Annotated in this window: 23 protein-coding genes and 1 pseudogene; 13 read left to right on the top strand and 11 right to left on the bottom strand. The window is 42.2% G+C overall.

Annotated features, from left to right (window positions below):
• Positions 1-6 precede the first annotated feature (6 nt).
• The 6 genes from BP861_RS13745 to BP861_RS13770 form a co-directional block, all read right to left on the bottom strand.
• Positions 7-639, bottom strand: a complete 633-nt coding sequence (locus BP861_RS13745; protein WP_292376467.1) for a class I SAM-dependent methyltransferase — start codon at positions 637-639, stop codon at positions 7-9.
• Positions 640-669: 30 nt separating this feature from the next.
• On the bottom strand, positions 670-1,515 hold the full coding sequence (locus BP861_RS13750) for an AAA family ATPase (protein ID WP_292376470.1): 846 nt from the start codon (positions 1,513-1,515) through the stop codon (positions 670-672).
• Positions 1,516-1,522: 7 nt separating this feature from the next.
• Positions 1,523-2,881, bottom strand: a complete 1,359-nt coding sequence (locus BP861_RS13755; protein ID WP_292376472.1) for a nitrogenase component 1 — start codon at positions 2,879-2,881, stop codon at positions 1,523-1,525.
• A complete protein-coding gene (locus BP861_RS13760) occupies positions 2,862-4,289 on the bottom strand; it encodes a nitrogenase component 1 (protein WP_292376474.1) in 1,428 nt (475 codons plus the stop codon). The genes BP861_RS13755 and BP861_RS13760 overlap by 20 nt, the downstream gene beginning before the upstream one ends.
• Positions 4,290-4,977: 688 nt before the next feature.
• On the bottom strand, positions 4,978-5,220 hold the full coding sequence (locus BP861_RS13765) for a hypothetical protein (RefSeq protein WP_292376476.1): 243 nt from the start codon (positions 5,218-5,220) through the stop codon (positions 4,978-4,980).
• Between the two features lie 1,025 nt (positions 5,221-6,245).
• Positions 6,246-6,524: an NAD(P)H-dependent oxidoreductase gene (locus BP861_RS13770; protein ID WP_349681031.1), complete on the bottom strand. Its 279-nt coding sequence runs from the start codon at positions 6,522-6,524 to the stop codon at positions 6,246-6,248.
• Between the two features lie 237 nt (positions 6,525-6,761).
• Between BP861_RS13770 and BP861_RS13775 the strand changes: the two genes are divergently transcribed.
• Both BP861_RS13775 and BP861_RS13780 read left to right on the top strand, forming a co-directional pair.
• Entirely contained in the window at positions 6,762-8,333 is a 1,572-nt protein-coding gene (locus tag BP861_RS13775; protein WP_292376478.1) for a PAS domain-containing protein, read from the top strand.
• A gap of 64 nt (positions 8,334-8,397) precedes the next feature.
• Complete coding sequence (locus tag BP861_RS13780) at positions 8,398-8,532, top strand: hypothetical protein (RefSeq protein WP_292376480.1); 135 nt, start codon at positions 8,398-8,400, stop codon at positions 8,530-8,532.
• A 448-nt stretch (positions 8,533-8,980) separates the two neighbouring features.
• Here BP861_RS13780 and BP861_RS13785 read toward each other — a convergent pair whose 3' ends face one another.
• Both BP861_RS13785 and BP861_RS13790 read right to left on the bottom strand, forming a co-directional pair.
• Positions 8,981-10,234, bottom strand: coding sequence for an ABC transporter permease (locus tag BP861_RS13785; protein ID WP_292376482.1), 1,254 nt, complete (start codon positions 10,232-10,234; stop codon positions 8,981-8,983).
• Positions 10,227-11,138, bottom strand: coding sequence for an ABC transporter ATP-binding protein (locus tag BP861_RS13790; protein WP_292376484.1), 912 nt, complete (start codon positions 11,136-11,138; stop codon positions 10,227-10,229). Before BP861_RS13790 ends, BP861_RS13785 begins: the two co-directional genes overlap by 8 nt.
• A gap of 156 nt (positions 11,139-11,294) precedes the next feature.
• Here BP861_RS13790 and BP861_RS13795 point away from each other — a divergent pair, with 156 nt between their 5' ends.
• Positions 11,295-11,966: a RibD family protein gene (locus BP861_RS13795; protein WP_292376486.1), complete on the top strand. Its 672-nt coding sequence runs from the start codon at positions 11,295-11,297 to the stop codon at positions 11,964-11,966.
• A 38-nt stretch (positions 11,967-12,004) separates the two neighbouring features.
• On the opposite strand, the gene BP861_RS13800 is transcribed toward BP861_RS13795, so the two are convergent.
• Together BP861_RS13800 and BP861_RS13805 are read right to left on the bottom strand one after the other, a co-directional pair.
• Positions 12,005-12,547 (bottom strand): DUF6448 family protein, encoded by a 543-nt coding sequence (locus tag BP861_RS13800; protein ID WP_292376488.1) that lies wholly within the window; start codon positions 12,545-12,547, stop codon positions 12,005-12,007.
• 77 nt (positions 12,548-12,624) lie between these two features.
• Complete coding sequence (locus BP861_RS13805) at positions 12,625-13,299, bottom strand: DUF6448 family protein (RefSeq protein WP_292376490.1); 675 nt, start codon at positions 13,297-13,299, stop codon at positions 12,625-12,627.
• A 406-nt stretch (positions 13,300-13,705) separates the two neighbouring features.
• Between BP861_RS13805 and BP861_RS13810 the strand changes: the two genes are divergently transcribed.
• The 6 genes from BP861_RS13810 to BP861_RS13835 all read left to right on the top strand — a co-directional run bounded on the left by BP861_RS13810 (position 13,706) and on the right by BP861_RS13835 (position 19,891).
• Positions 13,706-14,527: a TrmB family transcriptional regulator gene (locus BP861_RS13810; RefSeq protein ID WP_292376492.1), complete on the top strand. Its 822-nt coding sequence runs from the start codon at positions 13,706-13,708 to the stop codon at positions 14,525-14,527.
• A 564-nt stretch (positions 14,528-15,091) separates the two neighbouring features.
• Positions 15,092-15,430 (top strand): cupin domain-containing protein, encoded by a 339-nt coding sequence (locus BP861_RS13815; RefSeq protein ID WP_292376494.1) that lies wholly within the window; start codon positions 15,092-15,094, stop codon positions 15,428-15,430.
• 125 nt (positions 15,431-15,555) lie between these two features.
• Positions 15,556-15,978 carry an ester cyclase gene (locus BP861_RS13820; RefSeq protein ID WP_292376496.1) on the top strand — a complete coding sequence of 141 codons (423 nt, stop codon included), beginning with the start codon at positions 15,556-15,558 and terminating at the stop codon, positions 15,976-15,978.
• A gap of 575 nt (positions 15,979-16,553) precedes the next feature.
• Positions 16,554-17,978, top strand: a complete 1,425-nt coding sequence (locus BP861_RS13825; RefSeq protein WP_292376498.1) for a COG1361 S-layer family protein — start codon at positions 16,554-16,556, stop codon at positions 17,976-17,978.
• A gap of 92 nt (positions 17,979-18,070) precedes the next feature.
• Positions 18,071-19,180 carry an ABC transporter permease gene (locus tag BP861_RS13830; protein WP_292376499.1) on the top strand — a complete coding sequence of 370 codons (1,110 nt, stop codon included), beginning with the start codon at positions 18,071-18,073 and terminating at the stop codon, positions 19,178-19,180.
• A gap of 21 nt (positions 19,181-19,201) precedes the next feature.
• On the top strand, positions 19,202-19,891 hold the full coding sequence (locus BP861_RS13835; protein ID WP_292376501.1) for an ABC transporter ATP-binding protein: 690 nt from the start codon (positions 19,202-19,204) through the stop codon (positions 19,889-19,891).
• 55 nt (positions 19,892-19,946) lie between these two features.
• Here the strand turns inward: BP861_RS13835 and BP861_RS13840 are convergent.
• Positions 19,947-20,428, bottom strand: a pseudogene (locus BP861_RS13840) (hydroxylamine reductase); the annotation flags it as partial.
• A 511-nt stretch (positions 20,429-20,939) separates the two neighbouring features.
• Here BP861_RS13840 and BP861_RS13845 point away from each other — a divergent pair.
• The 4 genes from BP861_RS13845 to BP861_RS13860 are packed head-to-tail and all read left to right on the top strand — an operon-like array spanning position 20,940 to position 25,982.
• Positions 20,940-22,874, top strand: coding sequence for a proton-conducting transporter membrane subunit (locus BP861_RS13845; protein WP_292376503.1), 1,935 nt, complete (start codon positions 20,940-20,942; stop codon positions 22,872-22,874).
• On the top strand, positions 22,871-23,812 hold the full coding sequence (locus tag BP861_RS13850; protein ID WP_292376505.1) for a respiratory chain complex I subunit 1 family protein: 942 nt from the start codon (positions 22,871-22,873) through the stop codon (positions 23,810-23,812). Before BP861_RS13845 ends, BP861_RS13850 begins: the two co-directional genes overlap by 4 nt.
• Complete coding sequence (locus tag BP861_RS13855) at positions 23,809-24,507, top strand: hydrogenase subunit (RefSeq protein WP_292376507.1); 699 nt, start codon at positions 23,809-23,811, stop codon at positions 24,505-24,507. Before BP861_RS13850 ends, BP861_RS13855 begins: the two co-directional genes overlap by 4 nt.
• Entirely contained in the window at positions 24,507-25,982 is a 1,476-nt protein-coding gene (locus BP861_RS13860) for a proton-conducting transporter membrane subunit (protein ID WP_292376509.1), read from the top strand. Before BP861_RS13855 ends, BP861_RS13860 begins: the two co-directional genes overlap by 1 nt.
• The last annotated feature ends 2 nt before the right edge of the window (positions 25,983-25,984 follow it).

The raw sequence follows: 25,984 nt of genomic DNA on the forward strand, positions 1-25,984 counted from the left end.
ACGAAATCAGCGCCGCTCAGAGAACGAATAAATTACATAATGCGATGCAAATTTAGCGTTAATTTCTATCGTTTTTAGTTCTTTTATGACAAAGTAAGGTGAAAAAAGATCCCTTATTTCGGATTCCGAAGAGAAATACAATGTTGTTCCCAATTGGGTTTTCCGGAATTTACCCATGCCGCCAAACTGTGGGTCCTTCTCAGAAAAACAGACAGAAAGATACTGTGCTCCTGGTTTCAGGAGATTATACACATTTTTTACATATTTTACCCGGTCTTCCGGAAATATATGGTGCAAAAATTCCCAGTCATATCCAAAGTCAAAAGTCTCTTTTACTTCATGCAAGTCCCCGAGGAGATCAGCGACAATAAACCTACACTTGACTCCCCTTTTTTGTGCGTTTTCAGTAGCGATCTTTATTGCAGTCGGGGAACTATCGACACCTGTTACCTCAAATCCCTGGCCTGCGAGGTATACTGCATAGTTGCCGGCACCACAACCGAGATCAATGGTTTTGCAAGGCCGGACCTTCCCACTCTGTACCAGCTCGACAAGCGCTTCTGGAGGTGTCTCGCTATTCCAGGGAATTTTATCAAGCGGTGTCTCCTTGTAAATCTTGTCGACGTCGACATATTTCATACATGTTACCTCCGTGAAATGATTTGCTTCTCATCTCTTTACCAGACATTGCCTGTACATCGTTTCAAGCTCGGCAAGGTCGCTTATCGGTGTTGGGATCACCCGTGAGTCATTTTCCATAATCGCTTTTGAAAGGTTCCGGAAGATCTCTGCTTCTCGTGAATCAGGGGCATACTCCACAAGGGGTCTTCCTTCTAGTTCACAAGCCTGAATCAAAGGACTTCTGGGGACAAACTGGACAAACGAGGTTCCCAGTTTTTTTGCAAATGCAGGAATAAACGCATGCTCAAATGCCTCGTCGCCGTTGCTGTTGCAAATAATTCCGGCAAGCCCTACGTCTCCTCGCTTTGCAAGGCGTTGTACGGCCCGTGCAATGTTGTTTGCAGCGTATATACTCATGAACCCCCCAGAACAGATAAGATAGATTTCTTCTGCAAATCCTTCGCGAATCGGCATTGAAAATCCACCGCATACGACATCACCGAGTACGTCATAGATTGCCACGTCAATATTGTAAGTCGAAAACGCCCTGAGGTCTTTTAAGATCTGCAGTGCGGTCAGCACGCCTCGACCAGCACACCCTATACCTGGTTCCGGTCCTCCAGCTTCGACAAGGTAAACCCCGCCGGGGGACTTAAACACTATGTTATCCAGATTGATCGCGTACTCGTCTTTTCCTACCCTCAGCTGTTCCCGGTGCTCTTCCAGTACTGCGGGAATGAACTTTCCCTCTGCAAGGATCCTCGTCGAATCTCTCTTGGGATCACAACCAACCTGCATGACAGTATGCCCCATCTCGTTTAATGCGGCGGACAGGTTCGAGGAGATAGTGCTCTTCCCGATTCCACCTTTGCCGTAGATCGCGATCTGTCTCATAGTTCTTTCACCACTTTGCTCCATATCTCTTTTCTTTCGAACGCCATCCCATCGTCCACTCGTTCTGGACGCACTCTAATAGGTTAAGGATGCCGTTATACCCAAAGTATTCCCGGTTGATCATCCTGAACTGGCGAATCATCCTGACTACTTCCACAACATAGGCAACGGAAAGTCCCTCGCTGGCGTGCCTTTCGATTGTACTGCCGAACACGACCTGAGGCCTGACCTCCTGGAGACTCTTTCGTGTTTTATACACGTCTGTTCCGTACACAACCTTAGGATTAAGCCCGAGAGTCTGGAGTTCTCGCTCCAGCAATTCCCGCACTGGCCGTTGCGAAGTGTATAGAGCAACTAATTCCGGAGTCATCTCCATCTCCTCGGTGACAAAACGAACAAGCGGTATCCCTACTGTAGCATCGGCAACAATTGCTGCTGGGGTTCGGTATAGGAATCTTGCCATCGGCCATTTGCGCCTGCAAGTTGCCATCACCATGCGTTCGCCTTCAGCAACCATTTCCTCTGCCGTTATCAGTGAATTAAATCTCTCTCCCAAAGCGATCAGCCAGCGTTTCGTGTTTGTCATTCCTATAGGCAGGGGTATTCCTTTGCAGACCTGCTCGATGCCATATGTTGCAGAAAGGTAATCCGCTGCTTTTTGTCCGGCATCATGACTCAACAGGAGGGATGCCTCAGCAGATGCAATATTCTTGATTTCAGCAATAGGGGTTCGGTGTGTGAGCGTGGCTATAACCTTAACACCCATCCGGGAGAGAACCTGCTTCACCCACGCAAGGTCTGCTGGCCATGTGGGATTGGCATTTGCATGAGGAGCAATAAGGCAGACTGAATTCGGGACTTTCTCAACGTCCTCTTTTACCAGCTTTTTGAGGATTGTATCAAGTGCGATGTCGATGCCGTCATACTGCGACCCCCTAAATCCGGCACATTCAATAGGAATGAGTCGGAAATTCACTTCAGGCTGCAAGGTTTCGCACACTCCCACGATATCATCTCCCACTATCTCAGGTCCACATGCACTGAGTACAAACAGGGCCGAGATCGGAAGATCTTTTACCTCCCGGATTGTGCGGGCAAGTATATCCTCTCCGCCATGGACGATCTCATCTACACAGAGCTTCGTACATAGGGTCATCGTCTCCATGTAGTCACACTCCTGTGAGGCGAAGGCATTGTTGACAAGGTACTCACATCCTTGCGGAGAATGGGCTAACAAGGCAGAATTAGATATTCCCAATGCTGTAAGGGCAGCGCCGTTGAAAGCACAGCGTAGGTAGGGGTCAGTACAATTCTCCGAAGATGAGGCTAACGGCGCAGTTGGTTCCTTAATTGGTTCTTGTTCCATAGAGCATCCCCCTAAATAAGCGTGAACGTGGAAGGTCTTTGTTCTCAAGGGCTTGCCTGACGAGAGCTGCAATGTTCTTTATCCCTCTGAAGCCGTACTGGGGCTGAAATGCCGGATTCATGAGTGTTAAATTTACTACCGGACAGGGAGGAAACCGACCGGAATTCCCGAAAAAGATTGGATTGTCATACCCCTTCACGATCTCCTCGAGTTCGTCCTCGGTCTCTTTTGACGACCTAAAACTCCCCAGACGGAAGAGCCCTTTTGTCAGAATAATCTCCGGATTAACCCCACTTTCCAGGAGAAACTTGATGCTTGGCATACGTTCCTTGATAGTGTATGGGTGGACGTTGATTACGACAGGATGGGCGCCAAACTCTGCTGCCATCCGTGCAAGTGAAAGTGCTCGTATCGGCCCTGGAAACTCTGAGATTTCGATAATGGCTGTTTTCCCTGAAAGAGCCTTTCTCAGGTATTCAATTTCCGGTTTCACTTCCTTTAACTCTCTTTCAATTACCTTAATGGCTTCAGCTTCCATTCCAAGAGGTGTTGCAACTCCAAGCAGCCATTCCTTTGTGGCTTCAGGCCCATAGGGTTGCCCTGTTTTGCTATAAGGGATGCCGAACCTTTCCTGCATCAGGTCGCCCAATTTTTGTCCCCAATCAAAACACCATGAGGCGTTCAGTTCAACCTCTCTAGCATGCCTGATTTGTTCGACTGTGCATCCTCCAGCGATGATGGCGTTAATCTTTATTCCGACTTCACCAAGGAGTCTTTCTATTTCATCCATGTCCCAGTTGAACTCTGTGGGGGTAGGGCCCCAACGGGCTCCAAGGATGTTAATTGTTCCTTTCATTTTTGTTTTAGGAGGCTCCATCAAATCCATGATGAGCTTGAAAGCATCCTCATAGCCACTTCGGAAATCACCGCCAAATCCTTCGCTGCGGAGGGCCAATACCCGGCAGCCCACTAGCTTCTCTGCCTCGCGGGCAATGCTTTCAACGTCATCGCCGATAATCCCGGAGCAGCAACAAGAGAGGATGACAATGAGATCTGGGTGATACTTGGCGTATGCTTCCTTTACTGCTTCCAGGAGTTTCCCCTCGCCACCATAAATGATGTTGCTCTCATTAAGAGCAGTGCAGGCTGTTGGTTCGAGCGGAACTCCACGGATCTCACAGCACTCCCGTGTCCTGACAAAATCCGACATGTACAGCGGACATCCGGTAGGACCATGGACAAGAGGTACAACATGCCGAATACCGCTGATGACGTAGTATGAAGTAAAAAATTTACACATGGGAGCATGCGAAGCCTGCAGCTTGGGGATCATCTCGCCCGTTTCTACTTTTTTCAATAATTGCTGCAGGTCACCGTGAAAAACTATAGAATTGTTTCCCGGATTCACACATTCTCCAATGTTGTATGGAGATAAATATATTTCCAAGTTTTATCGTGGAGAATAATGAGGAGTTCAAAGACTTGTAGAAACAGCAAGCTAGGAGCCTGTCAAGCCAGCCAAGTCACTAGAGCCAGGTAGTTAATAGGGCGCCCAGGACTATAAAAATATTTTTAATAATTTTAACCAAATATTATTTTTAAACTCTGTTGTTTATGCTTGTTCAGATAGGATTTATCAATCTTCATTGTATCTTCCTTGCCTGGACTGGTCTCTAAGCATTTCACGGTTTCACAAATTGATTTTTAATTCATTTTAAGCTCTTTCAAAACTCTGGTCGCGTCCTGAAGTCATTATTTATAGAGATCTATAAATTTTATTACTTTTAGAGAAATGATTGAGATCGCATTCGAAATGAAGTTTTCACAATATTATCTCCAGCGCCGGATGCAATAAGCCTTTGTCCCTGCACTGTAGAAAATTCAAACGTTGCCACGTCCCTTAAAAAAGAGGACTTGAAGGGAGAAGAAGTAGAGTACAAATAGTGACAGAGCCCATCCCAACCAGGCTTAGAGATCGATTTTACGAAATAAATAGAGAAGTGAGAGAATAAGATAAAGAAATCTGTTTTATTGAAGGAATAAAGTGAGGAAGTGGATAGGAAAGTAAGATAAAGACACCTACATCTCAGCAATCATCAGCTATACCCATTGTTCCTATCACAACCGCCCCGCCAGTCACAGCCGTGTCCATCATGTCCATCGTGTCCATCAGATCCAGTTCCATCTTGCCCACTAGATATAGCTCTATCTTGTCCACCAGATCCTGTTCCATCGTGTCCATCAGCGGCGCTTGCTGATGCAGCTGTCAGAGATGCTACAAAAAAGACAACCAGCAAGATGACCAGCGTCTTTTTTATGATAGATGCTTGTTCCCCCATATTTGTCTATACCCCTAACATTTGTTAAAATTGATACAATTCAAAGCTATCGCTTTATAATCATTTTTCACAGGCAGATGTCTTGAGCAAATACTACTTAATTTATTAATTAATCGTCCAGGTTTATTTTTTGAAGAGTATGTTGATCATTCTTTCTTTATTTTATGTTTCATGTACTTTTTTTATTTTATGCTTGATGTATTATGTGCCTATGAAAGCGATTTCAAATTGTATCACTACGAGATTATCATTGAGAAAATATAATATCAATAGAAATATAAATACGAAACCAATAAATATTAAAAATCTGAAATAATTGTATCAGATTACCATAGATATGTCTTCAGTAATGATATTTATCACAATTTATTCTCATTTATTGTATAACATTACAAGAATATTACTCACTTACTAAGAATTGAAATAAGATCAAAGTTAATATCGACTTACATAATATAAAAATAAGTGAATCGGGAAATATATTGAGCCTGTCTCAAAAGCCACCTTATTCTTAATCGTTGGGAATATTCAAAGTTGTCTTCATGATCTTGAGCTTGATTGATTATTCGAAATACAAGGTCCAAGAAGCAAATTTCAAGTTTTGGGATGAACTCATTATAAATATATATTTTCTAAGAGCGTAGACTCTTTTTCATTAAGCATGTCCTTTTCCTCAATTCCGTAAGACTTACAAAATTGGACTGAAAAGCAAGTAGCTTGAGACTTCAGGTGATTAGATCATGATATATGACATATTTCTCATTATATGACATATTTCTCATTTTCTACGTTGCCCTTCAGGTTCATAAGCCCTACCAAGGATCCAAATCGTTAATATCTCAATTACTGCAGAACTAATCTTTCAATCGCTAATAATAGTAGTCCCAATCATTCCAGCAGTAACCGAGGAAAAAACCGCTCAGGATTATAATCTAATTTTTATATATAAAGTAAAAATTGGCGGCTGATTTAAGAAAGGATTTATTTTCCTAATTCAGCCATTTCCTTTTGTGCTTTTCTTTCCACTATCTGTTCGGAGATCCAGCCGATAGCATTGTAAACAGGATAGTAGAGAGAAGGAGGGCCTTTTTATCGAAAAAGCGGGGGCGATGATAAATATAAGAGAAATGGTCAATGAACGTTTTCATAAGTGCAGAGACATTCATGACATAGACAGGAGTAGCAAAAATAACACCATCAGCGGCATGCATCTTTTGCTCAAGAACCGAAGACTCGTCTTTAAGTGGGCAGTGATCCTTTCCTTCCGTAATACAGACAAAATGCCGACCCCGGAATTTTAACAGGGATGGAGATTAGAAAAGAACCATCTAAAAGATAATTGGAATCTCGAAATTTGAGGAAATCTTAATTATATAAATTAAGAATCATTATATAACCACTAAAAATGTATTAAAATAAGGAAAAATAAGGAAAAAACAATGTATAAAGGGTTCAGCTCTTAGTTTCTTCCTGCTGAAACTCTCCTACCTTTTACTTTTAAGAATTTTCAGAATCTCTCTGGGGGTGAGAAGATTACTTCTTTGATATCTGAAAATGCAGGACCTAAGGAACTTGAGTCAATAGCGGTCGCGGTGCACTCCCTTATCGGGCTTCCAACCACTATCCGCAGCCTCAATCGAAAGGGACTTCGCCTTGAGAATGGTAAAATCCTTGACAGAGACTATACAGGCCCTATACTTGAAGAGGTGCTCAGGACCGGAAAAACCATACGCGGAGTGCCCAAAGAAGGTACGTATCTGGGTAGGAACGTGGCTGTTTCTCCAATCTTCTCAGAGGACGGGAAGGTTATTGCGGCAATAGGAATCGTGGATTTACTTTCAATCCTTGAGATGCAGGAAATAATCAGGACAGTTGTAAATAACAGTCATGCAGTAGTATTTCTCTGGAAAAACGAAGAAAAATGGCCTTCAGAGTTTGTTTCTGAAAACGTAGTCCAGTTTGGATATACAGTTGAGGATTTTATTTCAGGCAGGGTCCTCTATGGAGACGTTATCCATCCCGATGACCTGAAGAGGGTTAAGGATTCACTTAAAGAGCGTATCCGGAGAGGTGAAGTCGACTTCAATATAGAGTATAGAATCTTTACAAAAGCCGGAGACCTCCATTGGGTAAATGAGAGGACATTTATCCAGCGGAGTCCTGACGGAGAAGTGACTCACCTGCAAGGGCTTGTGCTGGATGTAACTGAGAAGAAGAAGAGCGAAGAAGCCCTCAGAAAGTCTTTAGAAACTCAGAAGATGTTGAGAACCATAATAAACAATAGCCAGGCAGTAGCTTTTCTATGGGAGAACAAAGAAAACCTGCCAACAGTGTACGTTTCCGAAAATGTAACTCAGTTCGGGTATAAGGTAGAAGACTTTACCTCAGGGAAAATTCCTTACGAAAGCACTATTCACAGAGATGATATAGGTTCAGTTATTAAAACCCTCAAACGCAACATCGAAGAGAAACAGGATTCCTTCGACGTAGAATACAGGATTTTTACCGGGGACGGAAAAATGCTCTGGGTAGATGAGAAAACCTTTATCCAGAGAAATGAAGATGGAAAAGCAACCCATTTCCAGGGCCTTGTAGTTGATATTACAGAAAGAAAAGAAGCCCAGAAAATGCTTGAAATCCAGCGAGAACTCGGGACGAAACTGAGCACTACCTGGAATTTCCAGACAATGCTCAACTTGGTTCTTGATGCCTGCCTGCAAATAAACGGACTCGATGCAGGAGCTATATATCTTAAGGATGAACTCCTGGATCAGATAAACCTGGTAGCATCTAGGGGAATTTCCCCCGAGTTTAGAGAAAATATTTCCAGATATAAGGCAGATTCTCTGGAGGCAAAGCAAATCCAGATTGGAAAGCCCATATATTCACTGGAGTTCTACTCCGATGAAATGGCTGACGCAATAAAGAGAGAAAGAATAAAGGCTGTTGCTATAATCCCTCTGAAATACAGAGGGGAAATTGTAGGCAGCCTGAACTACACCTCCCATACCTTGGATAGAATTCCCTTGAATATTCGAAACTTCCTAGAGAGTACTGCTCTCCAGGTGGTAAACTATATCGCTCCGGTCTGCATTCAAGCGGAACTCTCATAAGGAACTACTATAAGCTTCAAAACCCTCCAAACCCTCATAAAGATCCCATGAAGAAGGTAGTTTGATGCCGAAAAAATTGCTGTCAGGACGAGCAAACCACAACATCCCAATGGACATTCTGGATTACTTAGGGCAAAGCAACGAAATAGCTGCTGTAGAAATCGAGAGACTGCTGGATTCACAACAGAAAATGAAATGAAAAGCTGAGGATAGAACTGAAAAAAGCCTGGGAAAAGAAGTTAAAGATTAAAGAGTAGAATTAAAAGGTCATCTAGAAAAGGTGAGTTAGGTGGTTCACAAGGTTTGTTCTATGTCAATGAAGTTCATGACTGGGTCAGTTTTGAAGCTGCCCGGCATTTTCCTCCATTTCACAGTTACTCCCTTATGAACCAATAATTAGTATGTAAATAATATTATAAAATACTAACGATAGAAGTGTAATATATTTAACAAGTTTTTATATTAATCAATTGAGCACCTTTGTTTACCTAAAAAAGGGTCTTATTATTCTGGCATTTTAACAAGTTAGCCTTAGGAGGCAACTTTACTATTTGCCTCCCTTAAAGATCAGGTACTCAAAAACCCTTTTAATCGAATAAAGAGTTTAAGAGTTTTATACGACAATTAAAAGCATCGTTTTGTTTCCTTTATCTTGATCCTGTCCAGATATTCTTCCAGATTTCTTTTACTTTCGGTCTTTTTCCATACATGAGCAGATAAGTCCTGAAAAGCCGACTGGAAAGCAAGATCACAACATAAACTGAAATCAACAGAATGAAGATGCTGGCAAGAATCTGGTAAAGAGGCACAGATGTAGTTCCCATCCTGGCAAGCATGGCTACAGGCGAACTGATGGGAAAGAGAGAAAGAAAGACTGAAAATAAGCTGTCCGGGTTTGTAACAATCATCTGCATGAATATGAGGGGAAATGCGGCTACAAACGTGAAAAATCCTGCAATTTGCTGGCTCTCCTGAAGGGAACTGGTAACAGCCCCGATTCCTGCCATCACGCTGGCAAAAAAGAGGAAACCAAATATGAAATAAATGATAGCAAGGAAGAGAGTGATAGGTTCGATTTTTACAGTAAGGGCATACCCGCTCCCGAGTGTTATTGCCGCAAGCCAGATTACAACCTGCAGAAGGCCGACTGCGCCAAGACCAAAGATCTTGCCTGTAAGGATTTCGGAAGGAGTTACGGAAGACAGCAGGATCTCTATTATCCTGTTCTCTTTTTCCTCGGCAACACCGCGAAGCAGAAAGCCAGATGATGAAAAAATGCTGAAGAAGAGGAGAAAAGCTGTAAGAAAAGGAAGGCCAAAGCTGGCAAAGATATCAGCAATACCCTGCTCGGAAGACTCTCCACTCTCTCCTACATTATAAAACCTTATGTTAACCGGATCTCGGATCCTGTTGAGCGTTAGCTCATCCACTTTGTCTTTAAGGAGGGAAGTAATAACGATATTAGAGAGTTCGGCGGACAGTTCAAAATTTTGCATAGACGCTTCTTTTTCAAGGCTATACAGTTCTATTGTTCCGGTTTTAAGAAAGTCTTCATGAATAACGAGGTAGGAAGAAATCTGTCCTGCCTGTAAGGCCTGCCTTGCATCGGAAATATCCTTGTATATTACAAATTCTACAACTGAGGTTTTTGCCTCTGAGGGCTCTAGAGAAAAGCCTTTGCTCTGGATTGATTCTGGAAATCCAAGAGAGCCAGTCATATCAATATAACCTACTTTCTGGTCTTCTGCCTGGTTCATACCTGAAAGCACTGCCGGAAGAATAGTGATTCCTGCAAATAGGAGGGGGAAGAGGAAGGTCATAAAAATAAATTCTTTATGCTTTATTGTTTTTAAAAACTCATGCCTTGCAACAATAAAGGTTTTCCCGGGAAAATTATTCATTTGAGGCACTCTCCAGAGTTTGAATAAAGATTTCATTCAGGGAGGGAAGTGTTTTTTCAAAACGTATAAGGTTTGCTTTCTGGACAAGCTCTTCAAGAAGGATCTGGGCGCTTATTCCTTCTTCAGGGAAAATTTCAACCGATTTTCCATGTTCTATTACTTTCTTTATGCCAGAAATTTCCCTAATTGCTTTCAAATCCCCTTTTTCTGCAAATTCTACAATCAGGGAGTTATTTCCACGTTCCTTCCTGATATCATCTACAGGGCCGTAAAGTACTCTCCTGCCTTTATTAAGCATAAGAATCCTGTCACAAAGTGACTGGGCCTGCTCCATCATATGTGTAGAAAGGATTATTGTTTTTCCTGCTTCCCTGAGTCCCAGGATTCTGGCCATAACCGTCTTCGTATTCACAGGGTCAAGCCCGGAAAAGGGTTCATCAAGGATTAAAAGCTCAGGTTCATGGATAATTGCGGAAAGGAACTGGACCTTCTGCTGCATTCCTTTGGAAAGCTCTTCAACTTTTTTATTTCTATATTGATCTAATTCAAGGGATTTGAGAAGGAATTCGGCGTTTAAATGAGCCTGTTTTTCTGGTACGCCTTTAAGCTGTGCAAGATAGACCAGCATATCAAGAAGTCTTGTTTTCTTATACAGTCCCCGTTCTTCAGGAAGGTATCCTATCCTGTTTTTTGCAGCAGGGCTCAGGAAATCCCCAAAGATGTGTATTTCCCCGGAGTCCGGTCTTATAATGTCAAGAAGAAGCCTTATAAGTGTTGTCTTTCCTGCTCCGTTTGGCCCGAGAAGCCCAAATATCTCGCCCTGCCTGACTGAAAACGATATATCCTCGAGAACACTCTTTTCTGAGAAAGACTTTGATACGTTTTCAAATTCTATAGTATGCATTAAAATTAAATACATTCCAATACAGATAACTTCTTCGATATATTATAGAAACTTCAAATTAATTAAAAACTGATTAGGCGTTTAAAAGTAATTTTTCAGCATTAAAAGAGTTAGTGGGAGTTCAACAGGATAAGTAAGGAAAATCCAGGGGATAGTATGATACCGAAAGTAATTATTCACAACAGTATAAGTCTCGACGGCTCTACTACTGGCTTCGAAGCAAATATTGAAGTTCACTATAAAATCCTGAGCAGTTATCAGCCCGATGCCATGATAGTAGGCTCAAACACTGCAAAAACTGGAACTCAGTTCTTCTGCGAAAAAATTCCACCTGAAGAGGAATCGGACTTCAAAAAACCTGAAATCCAACCCGACGATCCCAGGGCATACTGGCTAATTGCTGACTCAAGAGGAATCCTTGAAGGGTTAATGCATGTTTTCAGGCGTTCCGAGTTCAGCAAAGATGTAATTGTTCTTGTTTCGGAAAAGACTCCTGAAGCTTATATAAATTACCTTAAAGAAAGAAATTATGATTTCATTCAGACCGGAGCAGATCGTGTAAACATCAGACAGGCACTGGAGATTGCAAACGAAAAGTACGGTTTTGAACTTGTAGTTTCGGATAGCGGTGGGATACTGAATAGCATTTTACTCGAACAGGATCTCGTCGAGGAAATCAGCCTGATTCTTACCCCTGAGATTGTAGGGAAAAATGGGACAAACCTTTTCAGGAATCTTGAGAAAAGCGGGATTCAGCTTGGACTTTTAAAAAATGAAATTGTGGAAAAGAAATATGTACGTCTGGTTTACAGGGTTTTGAAGAAGTGAAAGAGCTGGAAACTGTAGTTCTGAATACAGACAAATAATCAATCCTTGTGCCCTTGAGCTCCTTCTGCGTCATGTTCTCCTACGTCTTTTACATATGCATACAGGTGGTGCGAATATAGGACAAAACCAAGCATCGCTTGTATGTATTCTCTTGCCGCATCCACATCATTGTCATCGTAATTCTTCTTAGCTATTGCGTTTCTGAATCTTTTTTGCAGTTCTTCTTCAACTGTATGCAACAATAAGTCAATTACTTCTTTTGCATCTCCTTCTTCAATAGCTTTTTCCGCTTTTGGAACTACTGGACCCCAATCAAGCCCTGCGGGCTTCAGTCCCGTATAAGGCGCCCTTTCTCCTGCTCTATGCAGACGCACAACAGTTTCAAAGAACCAATAATCTGCAAGCTCCGCAGCTTCCTTGCCAAGTTTTCTTACATTCAGAGTTTTCTCAAAAGCATTCTTAATATCGTCCTCGGCTTCTTTCGGTGCCCAGGGAAGTATAAGATTGATATTCCCTGTTTCCAAAGCCATTTTTGCTGCCTTAACAACAGGCCCATCCATTGTATCACAATGTGGTGGCAAACCCTTTCCTCCTGGAAATTTTTATTTATCCTTACTCAGCATAATATTTATGCAAGAGCCTCGTAGAACTACTTTATTCATTTAGCAGAGGCCATCTTTGTCTCTTCAGCATGGATCTGTATTTCTCCACTCTCGTTATCTGCTTCTATATAGTGGCCTTCTGCAGGAGCTGTAGCAGCTTCGTAGACTCTTTCCACATAGTGAATGAACGGGACATAGGTCTCAACATATTCTCTGCCGGCACTGACGTTATCTGCGCTGAAATTCTTCTTTTCCATTACTTTACTGAATTCTTCGCGAGTTCCATTCTCCGTTGCATCGGTTAAGAGCTTTACAAGCTTATCAGGCGAACCGGTTTCAAGAGCTTCATCGGCGGCAGGAATTGCAGGCCCCATATCAAGCCCTGCAGGTTTCAAGCCGGTATAAGGCGCTCCTTCTCCTGCTCTATGCACACGTACCAGAGTTTCGAAGAAATACATGTCTGCAAGCTTCTTAGCTTCCGGACTCAGTTTCCTGACAGCGATGGTGTTGTTAAAGGCTTCTTTAATCTGGGCTTCGTCCTTCTCTGGAACCCAGATTAAGACCAAGTTTACATTTCCCGTTTCCAACGCTTCCTGGGCCGCCTTGACAACCGGGCCGTCCATAGTATCACAATGTGCGCTTACAGGCGTCGTAACTGCAATTCCCAAGATAACCAAAAATGCTGTAAATAGCATAGTATATGCTCTTATAGCATTACCCCCTCTTGACAAACTTACTATAGTTTTTATGTGAGAATCCAAACTAAAATTCCAAATTATACAGTCTGGAATTAATAGTTTTATATAACCAATTGAATAAATAATTTTTGACTCTTACTTATTTCGGAAGACTCCTGAAACATCTTACAAAGAAGAGCTTTATCATAGAAGAAATACTGTATACCTTACTGTACCTGTGTAGCTTTTGCTGTTATAAAAAGTACATTCTACGTGCTTTGCAATATCATCAAGATAGAAAATTGGATTTCATAGTTACTGCCCCAGGATTTTGCATAAGATGAAAATCTATTTTTGCATAACATGAGGGTATTTTTGATAATGTTTGTGGGTTTTCACACTATATAATTTATGCTTTCCCTTAGAAACTACTTTAAGGAATCAAGATTTAAATTTCAATATGCAAAAGACTAAGCTTCTGAAGGAAATTGGCCTAAGTGCTTATGAATCGGCTATCTATCTTTCTCTTCTGAAATTAGGCGTTTCCGAAGCAAGTACTATCTATAAGGATGCAGAGGTACCCTATGGGAAAGTCTACAGCGCCCTTGATTCCTTGGTAGAAAAGGGTTTTGTTGAAGTCCAGCGTTCAAGACCCAAAAAGTTCAGGGGAGTCAAGCCAGACATTGCTTTAGATAGAGTTATTAAAAAAAAGGAATCTGAAGTCGAAAAAGAACTGGAGGCTTTGAAGCTTAAGACTGATGAATTAAAAAAGATACTAATGACTACCTCATCTCTTAAAACAAAAGATGAGATATTCTGGGCAACTGCGGTCACTGAAACCGATATTAAAAAAGTTGTAATTTCTCTCTTCAGCGAAGCAAGAGAGTCGTCATGTGTAGTTCCTCACTCTCTAGGAATGCCAGTATTGACTGTAATATTTGATGAATTTGTAAGATCCCTTGAACGAGGGGTCAAAGTCAAAATGTTGGTTTCCCCACAGTTTAATAACTTTGTTTCTTTTCTTTCCAGAAAAGATGAAAAAACTTTAGAAGTATTGAAAAAAAACTTGGAAATCAGAGCCGTCAGAAGTACCAATTCGCATTTTGGGATCATTGACAATAATCTGGTGATATTACTTCAACCTCATCCCCTAGATAAAGACCGGCTCATTTCAGTTGTGAAAATCTGGGATGCTGATCTTGCCAAAAGCCTTCGGAAAGAGTTCGATATAATGTGGAAAGTAGGGAAGATATTTGAGCTGGAAGAAAAGGCTACGGAATGAATAATTAATTTGGATTTCACATATGTCTCTTTCAGACTATACAATAACCTGTTGAACTCCTCATGCTTAAATGTCTCCATTTCTCAAAACCCTATAATTTCAAAGGGCTTCAGTTAACCCCCTCAACCCTCTGAGTTAGACGAGCATTAGCTATTGGAAAAAAGTCGTTATCCTCTTTCTCTATATGCCGGTAAAAAGTTGGACACACTCTTGAACTCTTAACTATCGTTGATAGTGCCTCAGAATCTCATATTCTGGAAACGGCCTCATCTATCTTCTTTACGTACTTCCCTGTTCATTTACCTACAATCTACAGCAATGAATGCCATGAATTGCCCGAAAACCTGAATACCTCTTTTTGAAGAACGACCATATCCCCAGATTCCAAAATTTAATACTAATACACTAGATGCGAGTTACAAACCGAGTATAATGGCTATATACCAAGTTTCAGAATGGAATCTGGGATATAAAGGATAGCCAAAAAAATAATTTTCAAAGTCACTTACATGACCGGCATAATGCTGAAAAACACAAAAATTGTTGTCAAAAGGAGTAAATGAAATGAAAGTTGTTGAAATGAAATCCGCACCTGAAAAGCCGAACCCTAACAATGTAAGCGTCCGGGTGCTCTATGATACGGAACATGCTCAGGCAGCACATATAGAACTCAAGCCAGGGGAGTCCTTAAGAAAACACATCACTCCCACAGACGTCTTTTTCTATATTCTTGAGGGAAAAGGTGTTGTTGAGATTGGTGACGAACAACAGGAAGTCAGCAAGGACATGTTAATAGATAGTCCTGCAAATATCCCCCACCGCCTCCTGAACCCCGGAGATGATATCTTCCGGGTGCTGGTCGTAAAAGCACCAAGGCAAACTGCATCTACACGGCTGCTGTAAAGTGTATAGCAAGTGGGAGAACAATTATAAAAAAGCTCAAAAATATGGGTTATTTACTCTGAGAAGATACAGATCGCAAACAAAGAAACTAAAAACAGGACAGATAAGACACAAATGGGGTAAACATGTCTACAGAAGAAAACAAAGCAATAGTTCGCCAATTCTTTGAAGAAGGCCCTTCTAAAGGAAATCTAAGCATCGCTGACATATTGTTATCACCTGATTTCTCTATACATGGTCCTCTTCCTGCATCTCCTGGAATCGAAGGAATGAAAGAAATAATTACCACATGCAGGGCAGCCTTTGAGCACCTTAATGTTACAATTGAGGATATGATTGCCGAGGGTAATAACGTGGCTGTTCGTTTCACAGCTCGCGGCGTACATAAAGGTGATTTTATGGATTTGTCAGCTACAGGCAAGCCAATAACCATGACTGGTATAGAGATCTTCCGCATTAAGGGCGGTAAGATTACTGAGATATGGGGCGAGGCTAACCTTTTTGGGCTGATGCAACAGCTAGGGATTATTCCTGCACCTAGGAACTAAGATAAAAAATAGATATACGTTCGTAGCAGGTTTTAAAGTAGATTTTAGGGTATGAGGATAGGCAGATGATGATGTTGAGAATTTGTAGAGCTTCAGGATAGCAGCAATGCCTCAAAGATATCAGAAATTTGCATTAAGGTTATCCAAAACCCCTTTTATTTAATTAAAAAGGAATCATTTTAAGCGTTTACATGTATAAGAATTTCTGGGGCAGAAATTAAAGATTTAATGTTATTGATTTTTGATTCCAACAGTGTAAGTTCTATATTATTGAATGGTGATTTAGAATCCTTCTTTCTGAAAACTGCTTTTCTGTCTTCCTTACAGAAGTCTTCCCCTATAAACATCCACATATTTTTTATAATTAATAACAACTTCCAAGAAGAATCCAAATATGGCCCTTATCTTTGATATTTAGTCACAACCATAAATGCCATAATTACCTGACACTAGACATTTCTTTTTGGAATCACTATCCTGTCCTTCAATTCCGATATTTGTGATGAGTAATACCCCCAATGTGAGTTGCAAACTGAGTATAATGGCTATATACCAAACTCAGGTTCGATAGTAATATGAAATCAATTAATCCAAATAAAAAACAACGGGTCATAAAACAAAATACAGATTTCTCATTAGCCTCCCGTTTCCTGATCTCTTTATTGATGATAGTCATCCTTTTGACAAACCTAACTTCTGCAATTGTAGTTTCAGGAAACACTCATCTTGGAGTGGAAGTCTCTGAAATCTCCCCTAACCCTGCCAGACCGGGCGAAGATTTACTTATAAAAATTAATGTGGAGAATATTGGAGATGATCCCGCAAAAAACGTGATAGTCGGAATTGAGGAAATTTCCCCTTTTATTTTTAAGTATAGTACCTCAGAGATTTATGGTTCCGGAACGAACACAGAACGCTTCTTTCAAATTGATCAGATCCGGCAGCGTTCAAAGGTAGAACTAAATTTCTATTTCAGAGTGGATGCAAATGCTGAATCTGGAGACTACCAGCTTGAATTTACTATAAAAGACGATAACGGAACAAGTTTTTCTAAAATAATTCCGATTCGGGTGGATGGAAACCCGGACCTTGTACTTACAGGCACTGAAATTCTTCCTGTAAACGAGGATAATTCGTCATCAGGAGCCATAGTTCCAGGACAGGAATTTTACCTCAGGACAGCAGTTAAGAACGCAGGAAACGGGGACGCAAAAAATGTCAGGGTAATGCTTGGCCTTAATGAGTCCTCACCTTTAATCCCATTGGAAGATAATGTTCACTTCATTGAAAACCTGAGTACAGATAGCTCCAAAAATATATCATTCAAACTCCTTCTAGGCAGCAATGCACCTGTTCAGCCTTACAAGATACCCTTAAGGATAACGGCCTCAAATGACGCTGAAACCTTCCAGATAGACAAAATCCAGGAGATTGGAATTAACGTCCTTAACCGGGCAAAGATCGACATTTCAAGTCTAAAGTTTGATCAAGGGATGCCTGTAAAGGGGCAGCAGGTATCCATGATCTTGCGGCTTGAAAATGTAGGAGAAGGGGAAGCCCGCATCGTTAAAGCCAGGCTTGAAGGGCTTGAAGGCGACGGAAGCACAAGCGCCTTCCTTGGGCGCCTGGGAAAGAATGATGATGCCCCTGCAGTCTTCACTTTTGTCCCTGAAAAAGCGGGCGAGCAGGAAGTGACCCTCCTAATAGAATATGAGGATGATTTTGGAGAGCACCAGCTTAACGAAGACCTTAACCTCAACGTGCTCGGGAATAACTCAAAAATTCCTTCCGTGAAAGTTCCTTTCTTCATCCTTGTTATACCGGTTATTATAATATTTTTAGTAATAAGGAAAAGGAAGGTCTGTCCCAATTGGAAAAACTGCTCTCATGGAAAAGTCTGTCCGTGGGGACGTATGGGTTCTCTTGCCATTCGTTTTGGAAAGATAAAGGGAAAAGTGAAGGGAAAAAAATCAGATAAACAAACTGAAAGAGGTGTCTGATTATTCTTGAAAAAGAGAAAGTCTCCTTTTTCCTTGCAAGCCGCTCCATTATAAGAGGCAACAAAGGGATCACGACGTTTACGATTCTAGTCATGACCCTTATCTTTTTGCAGATTGTACTCTTTTCAAGTATTCTTGGCGGAGTTACGATTCAGTTCAATAAACTGATGGTGGATTACCAAACAGGAAACCTGGTCATAGAGCCCTCGGAAGAAGAAAAATATATCGAAAATACCTCATCCCTCCAGAAAAAAATAGAAGGACTTCCAGAAGTTATTGGGTCTTCAGCTCGTTTGAGAAATTCAGGAGTCATCAGTTATCAGGGAAAAGAAGTGGGAACTGCTATTTACGGTATTGATGCCGGGGACGAATCTCTGGTTACCCATCTGGAATCAGCCATGATCGACGGGGAATTTATAAGCCGCCTTGACCGGGGAGAGATAATACTTGGGCGGGAAGTTTCTGGAGGGTATGGAGCTCTTATGGAATCCAAATCCCTTGGTGGGGTAGAGGTAGGAGATACTGTAGACGTCAAAATTGAAGGCATAAATCGCGAATTTCGAGTAAAGGGCATCTATAGCACTCTCTATTCCAATACCGACTCTTCGGCTTATGTTAACAAGGCAGATATGGAAGAAATCATCGGCGTAAAGAACCGGGCGAATGAAATTGCCGTAAAAACTACTTCAGATATCAATGAAGAAGATGCTCGGATGAAGCTGCTTTCCCTGGGGATAAAGGAAGAGGTTCGGACTTGGCATGAGTTTGCAGGTATGCTGAAGACGATAGAAAATACCCTTACAATGCTCCGAAATGTTTTCAGTGCAATTGGCCTCCTGATCGCATTCGTGATCATCTTTGTTGTGATCTACGTAAACATTGTAAACAAAAAACGTCAGATTGGAGTCCAGAAAGCCATAGGAATTGATCAAAAAGTTATCGTTAACTCCTTTGTTATCCAGGCTATGCTCTATGCCTTCATTGGAATTATGCTGGGTTATCTCATCATGCATTACATCATAAGCCCTTATACTATCACTCATCCCATCCAGATCGCCGTAGGCCCTATCAGCCTGATACTAGAAAATTTCGAAGCCTTAAGTCGAGCGGTTCTCCTCTTCCTGGCAGCTGTGATAGGTTCTTTCATTCCTGCCTATAAATTGTCTAAAAAAGGTCTTCTTGAATTAATATGGGGCAAATAAAAATCAGGGATAGTGAATCAAATGGAGAATAATACAGAAAGTAATGTGATTATCGAAGCGCAGAATGTCACAAGGACATTTTGGATGGGAGAAGTTGAAGTTCGCGCCCTCCGCGATGTGAGCCTCAAGATCAAACGCGGAGAATTCGTAGCCATAATGGGGTCAAGTGGTAGTGGTAAATCTACGTTCTTAAATCAGCTAGGTCTCCTTGACATCCCTACCTCAGGAACCATTATTATCGATTCTGTTGACACTTCCAGAATGTCCGAAAAAGAAAAAGGAGAATTTCGTCTACGCAACCTTGGCTATGTCTTCCAGGACTATGCCCTGCTGCCCGAACTTTCCGCAATTGAAAATGTATATCTGTCCCTAATGATGCAGGGTAAGAACAAAGAGGAATGCCAAAAGGCAGCCTCTGCGATGCTGATTGCCGTTGGGCTTGAAGACAGATTGAAGCAGTTACCCTCCAAAATGAGTGGAGGCCAGCAGCAACGAGTTTCGATTGCCAGGGCGCTTGCCCACAAACCAAGAGTTCTTTTCGCAGACGAGCCCTGTGCGAACCTGGACAGTACGGCTTCAAAGCAGGTTCTTGAGCTATTCAGGAAGTTCAATAAAGAGGTGGAGCAGACGATTGTAATGGTCACGCATGAGGACTGGCATGTGGAGTACGTTGACCGGATAATAAGGTTGAAGGATGGTGTGTTAGAGTAATAAAAAGATGGGAAGGGAGAAACATTAAATGCATCTTCCCATCTTTTTCAGGGAGTCCTGCGGTTATAGTTCCGCTTTCGATCGGCTCGGGAGGCTTGCTTGTTTTTGCCTGCTCGATGAGAGGAGTGAAATCCTTTGTGCCGTCTTCTTTTTCGTAGATATGGGTGAGCCCTTCAAATCCAACGGCCCCTGTAGTATAGATCCGATTTTTATATGATCCTCTTGGAGGAATTATGCAGTTTGTAGTCATGAGGATTGGGCCGTTGAACTTTTCGAATTCTTCGTTCTGTTTCCACCAGGCATCCCCGTAATTACCTGCGAAGTTATCATACTTCTTGAAGGCAGGATAGGCATTTGCTGGCAGCATTTCTCCATGCGTATAAATGTCAATTCCTGTGCCCTTTGTCTGCTCAAGAAGTTGTTCCAGATCCCGAAGGTCGTGTCCGCGGATCAGGATTCCTGGCCTGTTTCTCACACCTATATTAACAACTGTAGCTTAGGGTTTCCATAGGTTTCAGTGTTTGCCTTATCGAGAATCGGGCCGAAAAGTCAAATCCATCTCTTTTTCTCAGTGGTGTAGGCTTTTAATTATTTTAAATGTGTAATAGACATTATCAGGTAGAGTTGTACAAACATAAGTAGTATAAAAATAGAGAGATAAAATAAAAATGTAAATGTATTCCTTTTAGAATAGGAAAAAAGCTTTTTTATTAAATATTGGGAAGCTCGACTAGCCTCATTTTTTAGAAAGTGAATGTCATGAATGAGAAGTCAAATATTTACAAAAAAGTTTATAAAGTAAATCTGTATAATGATAGGAAATATTGGGCCAAAAATTACCGGGAAAAACCCTTGAAATAGAGGTTTACGGGGGAATGCTAACACGACTTATGGAATTATTTCCATTATCTCTTATAGGAAGGAAAGTTTCAAAAATCTCGCTTTAAGCGGTATATGGGATGAAGAGTTTCAACGCTCGGTTCGGACTGAAATACAATTTTCAGATTTCGTTTTAACCGCCACAACCCGGTTTAAGGAGTGAAGCAATTTGCTTGAAGCCTTCATTTACGTCTCTTTTATAGCCTTCATTTCCGGAACTGTCCTGCCTCTTCTGTGTCGCAGTAAGAATGCAAGAAAGGCCTCCTTTGGCCTATCACTTCTTTCTTCAATCTTGCTTCTGGTTTTTGCAGGCACGGTCCTTTATACAGGAAAAGGGCCTACTTTTCCAGTTTTCAGATTTCTGCCAGGACTGGATTTCACCTTAGTTGCAGACAGACTTTCGGCAGGCTTTATTCTGCTGATTGCAGCCGTTGTGTCAGGTGTTTCGATATATTCTATTGAATATGTGGAACACGCTAAAAGTGAAGCCAGAAAAAGTCTTCAGGTATCACTTACAAACCTGTTTATTCTTGCCATGCTCATGGTCGTGCTTGCAGGAAACATGGTAGGTTTCCTTGTTTTCTGGGAAATAATGTCTCTTTCTTCCTTAATGCTTGTACTCCACGACTATTCCTCGGAAGAGAACAAAAAAGCAGGGCTCTTCTACTTCATAATGACAAGCCTGAGTACAGCTTTTCTTTTCATGGGCTTTATAAGTCTGTTCAGGCTGACGGACTCTGCCGAATTCGGACCGCTGGATTACTCGACAAACGATTTGACTTTGCCTTTCCTCTGCCTTTTTACAGGTTTTGGAATTAAAGCAGGACTTGTTCCATTCCACAAATGGCTGCCCTATGCTCATCCTGCAGCCCCTTCGAGCATTTCAGCTCTAATGTCAGGCGTCATGCTGAAAGTTGCAATCTACGGTTTCCTGCGATTTTTACTCTCGGTCTCCGCCCCAGAACTCTGGTGGGGTACCCTAATCCTTATAGTAGGAAGTCTCTCAGCCGTATTAGGGGTAATCTACGCCCTTAAAGAAAGCGATATAAAAAGGCTGCTTGCTTACAGCAGTATCGAAAATATCGGCATCATATTTACAGGAATTGGCCTGTATTTGATATTTAAACTGGAAGGACTTCAGTACCTTGCCCTGTTAAGCCTTGCAGGAGCCTGTTTCCATGCATTTAACCACGCTCTTTTCAAAAGTTTGCTTTTCCTTTGCGCAGGTTCAGTGGTCCATGCCACCGGCACACGGAATATCGAGGCCTTAGGAGGCCTTGTAAAAAGTATGCCCCATACTGCCGCTCTTTTTCTGATAGGTTCGGTCTCAATTGTCGGCCTTCCTCCAACAAGCGGTTTTGTAAGTGAGATGATGCTTTTTCAGGCTTATTTCTACTCTTCAGCAGTTCCGGACCCTCTTCTAAAGGTTCTTCTAATTATTACACTTTCAGTCTTTGCCCTTACAAGTGCGCTTGCAGCAACTCTTTTTGTAAAGCTTTTTGGAATTACCTTCCTTGCCCTTCCGAGGACGAAATGTGCACAGGAAGCCGCCGAAGTCCCAAAACCCATGTTGTTAGGGGAAGCTGTGCCTGCAGCTTTCTGTATCCTTTCAGGGCTGTTTTCATCCCAAATTCTGAATCTGCTCGGCTTTGACCTTGGGATCCCGGACATGCTGCCTCTTGGGCTGATTCTTGCAGGCGCCTGCGGGATTGTATGGCTTGTGGTTCGCAATTCCGGCCCTACGAAAGCGAGGATAAGCAAAGAAACCTGGGGCTGTGGAATCCTGGCCCAGCACCCGACAATGGAGTATAGCTCTGCAGGTTTTTCGGAGCCTCTTGTGGTTATTTTCAAAAAGATTTACAGGACTGAGATCTCCAGTACGAGAACATATTCAGATACCAGAGAAAGCATTTTTAAAAACGGGACTGCCAGAATGTATTTAATAAAAGTCTTTGAAAAGCGCCTTTATCTTCCTGTAGCCTCTGCGGTCAGCCATGTCTCTTCCCAGGTTTCCAGAATGCAGAGTGGGAAGCTGGATACCTATGTACTCTACGTTTTCATTGCAGTACTAACACTGATGACATTTACGAGGTATTTTGCATGAATGCTTCATTCCTCTTATTCGCCCTGTTAAATACGGGCTTTATTTTATTGGTCTCACCATTCTTTATGAGCCTGATTAAAAAGGTTAAGGCATCTGCCCAGGGAAGAAAAGGCCCGAGGCTCCTGCAGAGTTATTTCGATTTGCGCAAGCTTCTGCAAAAAGAGGTTGTGTACTCGCCTAACTCTTCCGGAATTATGAGAATTACTCCTTACCTCAACCTGGCAGTCCTTCTCCTAGCCTCACTCTTTGTCCCGATTGTCTTTATCCCTGATGCCCCTGCAGGAATCGGAAACATAATAGTTTTCCTTTACCTGCTCGCAATAGAACGCTTTTTTATGGCGCTCTGCGGGCTTGATGCAGGTAGCACTTTCGGAGGTATGGGCAGTTCCCGCTTAATGAGCCTCTCGGCCGTGATTGAACCTACAATGGTTATAGCTTTTGCTGCGCTTGCATATGTCTTAAGAACCATGAATTTTCATGAAATGTTTGCAATAACTGCCGGATCCACAATCCCGGAAAGCCCAACCCTGCCTCTTATTTCGATTTCCCTTTTCATTATTATTATAGTGGAGACCGGAAGGATTCCCGTGGACAACCCGGCAACACATCTTGAACTTACCATGATGAACGAAGCGATGATTCTGGAGCAGTCCGGAAAAAACCTAGCTTTAATAGAGCTTGCCCATGCTGTTAAACAGACAATTTTGATGGCAGTCCTGATAAATATCCTGGCTCCCTGGGGGCTTGCAACCGAGCTTACTATCGCAGGCTTTGTGGTCTCATGCCTATATTTCCTTGTAAAAGCCAGCTTGCTTGCAGGAATAATAGGCCTTTTTGAATCTTCCATTGCAAAAATGCGGCTTTTCAGGCTACCCAGCTTCTATATGATGGCGTTTTTCTTTTCCGCACTTACCATCCTAATGGAGGTGTTCGCATGATATTTTCCTTCCTTGCAGATCCGGAATTTCTCGAAGGCATAATTAGAATCCTTTTTGTCTTTGTACTGATCACTGCAGCTTTTACCCTTTCCACAAGGAATATCGCCTCGTTACTGACCGTATATGCTGTCCAATCCCTGCTACTGGTCCTGATCGCCTCTTTCCTTTACATGATTGAGGGAAACCAAACGCTACTTGCGATTGCAGCCCTTACGCTTGTGAGCAAGGTGCTACTAATTCCCCTTTTTATAAACCTCATAGGGGAAAAAATCAAAATCAGCCGTGACCTGAAGTTTAATTATCTGGAGCCGACAGCTTCCCTCCTTGTTAGTATAGGCCTGATCCTGCTTGCCTATGTCTTCCTCTCAGGCTTTTTCAGTGAGTATATCCTAGGGAAGTTGTTTTTCATCGGGGCTGTTATAGGCTTATCCCTAACTCTCATGGGTATGCTTGTGATATTCAGCCGGAAAAAGGTGATTACAAAAGTCATAGGATACCTGACAATGGAAAATGGAGTACTCCTCTTTGGAATCTTTGTTGCGGATCTTCCCTTTATCATAGAAATCCTGATCGTAATAGACCTTATGATTCTCGTATTGTTGACAACTATCCTGGCGATTGGTCTCGATTCTACGAGGGAGGAATATCACCAGCGCCTCCAGACACTTAAAATTTGGTCAGGGAGGGAAGATTAATGATAATACTCAGTTATCTGGCAGTGGGAGCCATAGTTCTTGCCCTTATCACACTTTCAAAGTCCCACAAGACAATGAATGCCTTCTTCATCCTTCACACCCTTACATTTCTTGCAATCGGGATTTATGCACTGTTCACCACCACTGTCCCGTTTGAGACCGGAAGCGAATATTTCTATGTGGATCATCTCAGCCTCTATGAAGTTCTGATTGCGGCCTTACTGTTCTTCCTGGCTTCTGTCTATGCAAATGGTTATGTAGAGAGCCTAATGCAGGCCCAGGAACTGCACAGGAATAACTTGAAAATTTTTTATATGGATTTCAGCCTCCTGCTTACGATAGTAACCCTGGCTTTCTTTTCGGATAACCTTGCTCTATTCTGGATCTTTGCCGAGCTGACAACAATTTTTTCAGCTGCACTCGTGGCAATCCTGTCTGCCAGAGAAAACATCGACGCTGCCATCAAATACATTTTCATAGCCTCGGGAGCCATGCTCTTTTCATTTATAGGGCTGATCTTTTTATACACGCTTTCCGGGGAAGTCCTGGGCAGCGGAACTCTGAACTGGACCCTACTGCTTGAAAATGCAGCTCTTCTGTCCCCTAAAATGCTGACTGCAAGTTTTGTGTTTCTGTTTATTGGCTTTGCAGCGAAATCCGGGATTTTCCCCTTCCATACCTGGCTTCCGGACGCCCACTCTAAAGCCCCTTCAGCAGTAAGCGCCATCTTATCCGGAGTCCTTTTGAATATAGGCATGTACGGAATTCTGCGGATGTACGCAATTGTCAGGCAGACCCAGGCCGAAGATATGATCTCTCAGTTCCTTCTGGGCTTTGGGCTGCTTACGGTAGCAGTTGCAGTCCTGAATATGCTTTTGCAGAAAAACCTGAAAATGCTGATCGCTTTTTCAAGTGTAGAACATATGGGTATTCTCCTCCTTGGAATAGGCATTGGAACGCCTCTTGCTCTCTTCTGGGCGCTTTTTTACATCCTTGCTCACTCGTTGACCAAGGCCTCACTCTTCTTTTCGGCAGGCATTCTGCACAGGCAGTATGAAAGTAATATGATTCAGGATATCAGAGACGTTTTTTCACTCCAGCCAATTGCAGGCTGGGGCTTCGTTATTGGGAGCTTTGCAATCATAGGCATGCCTCCTTTCCCGATTTTTTCGGCCAAATTCTTTATCCTGCTGGAAGCCTTCGGGTTTTCTAAATCTCTTGTCTTTGCAGTTCTTCTTCTTCTGGTCATTGCATCAGCTGCATTTGCAAGATTTTTAATCGAAGCCTTTACCCGGAGCTCAAAAGAAACCGGAACCGAAAGTCTGGAAACTCCACTTCTTCCCTATACAGTCCGAAGTGGTATGAAATTTCCAATATTATCCATTCTTTTAATGATTCTGGCCCTTGGAGTCTTCTTTCCGGAACCTCTGGAAAACCTGTTGAACGTAATCGTGTATGAACTTGGATACCTGTAAAT

The organism is Methanosarcina sp. UBA411 (genome assembly GCF_002495725.1).
GTDB lineage: Archaea > Halobacteriota > Methanosarcinia > Methanosarcinales > Methanosarcinaceae > Methanosarcina.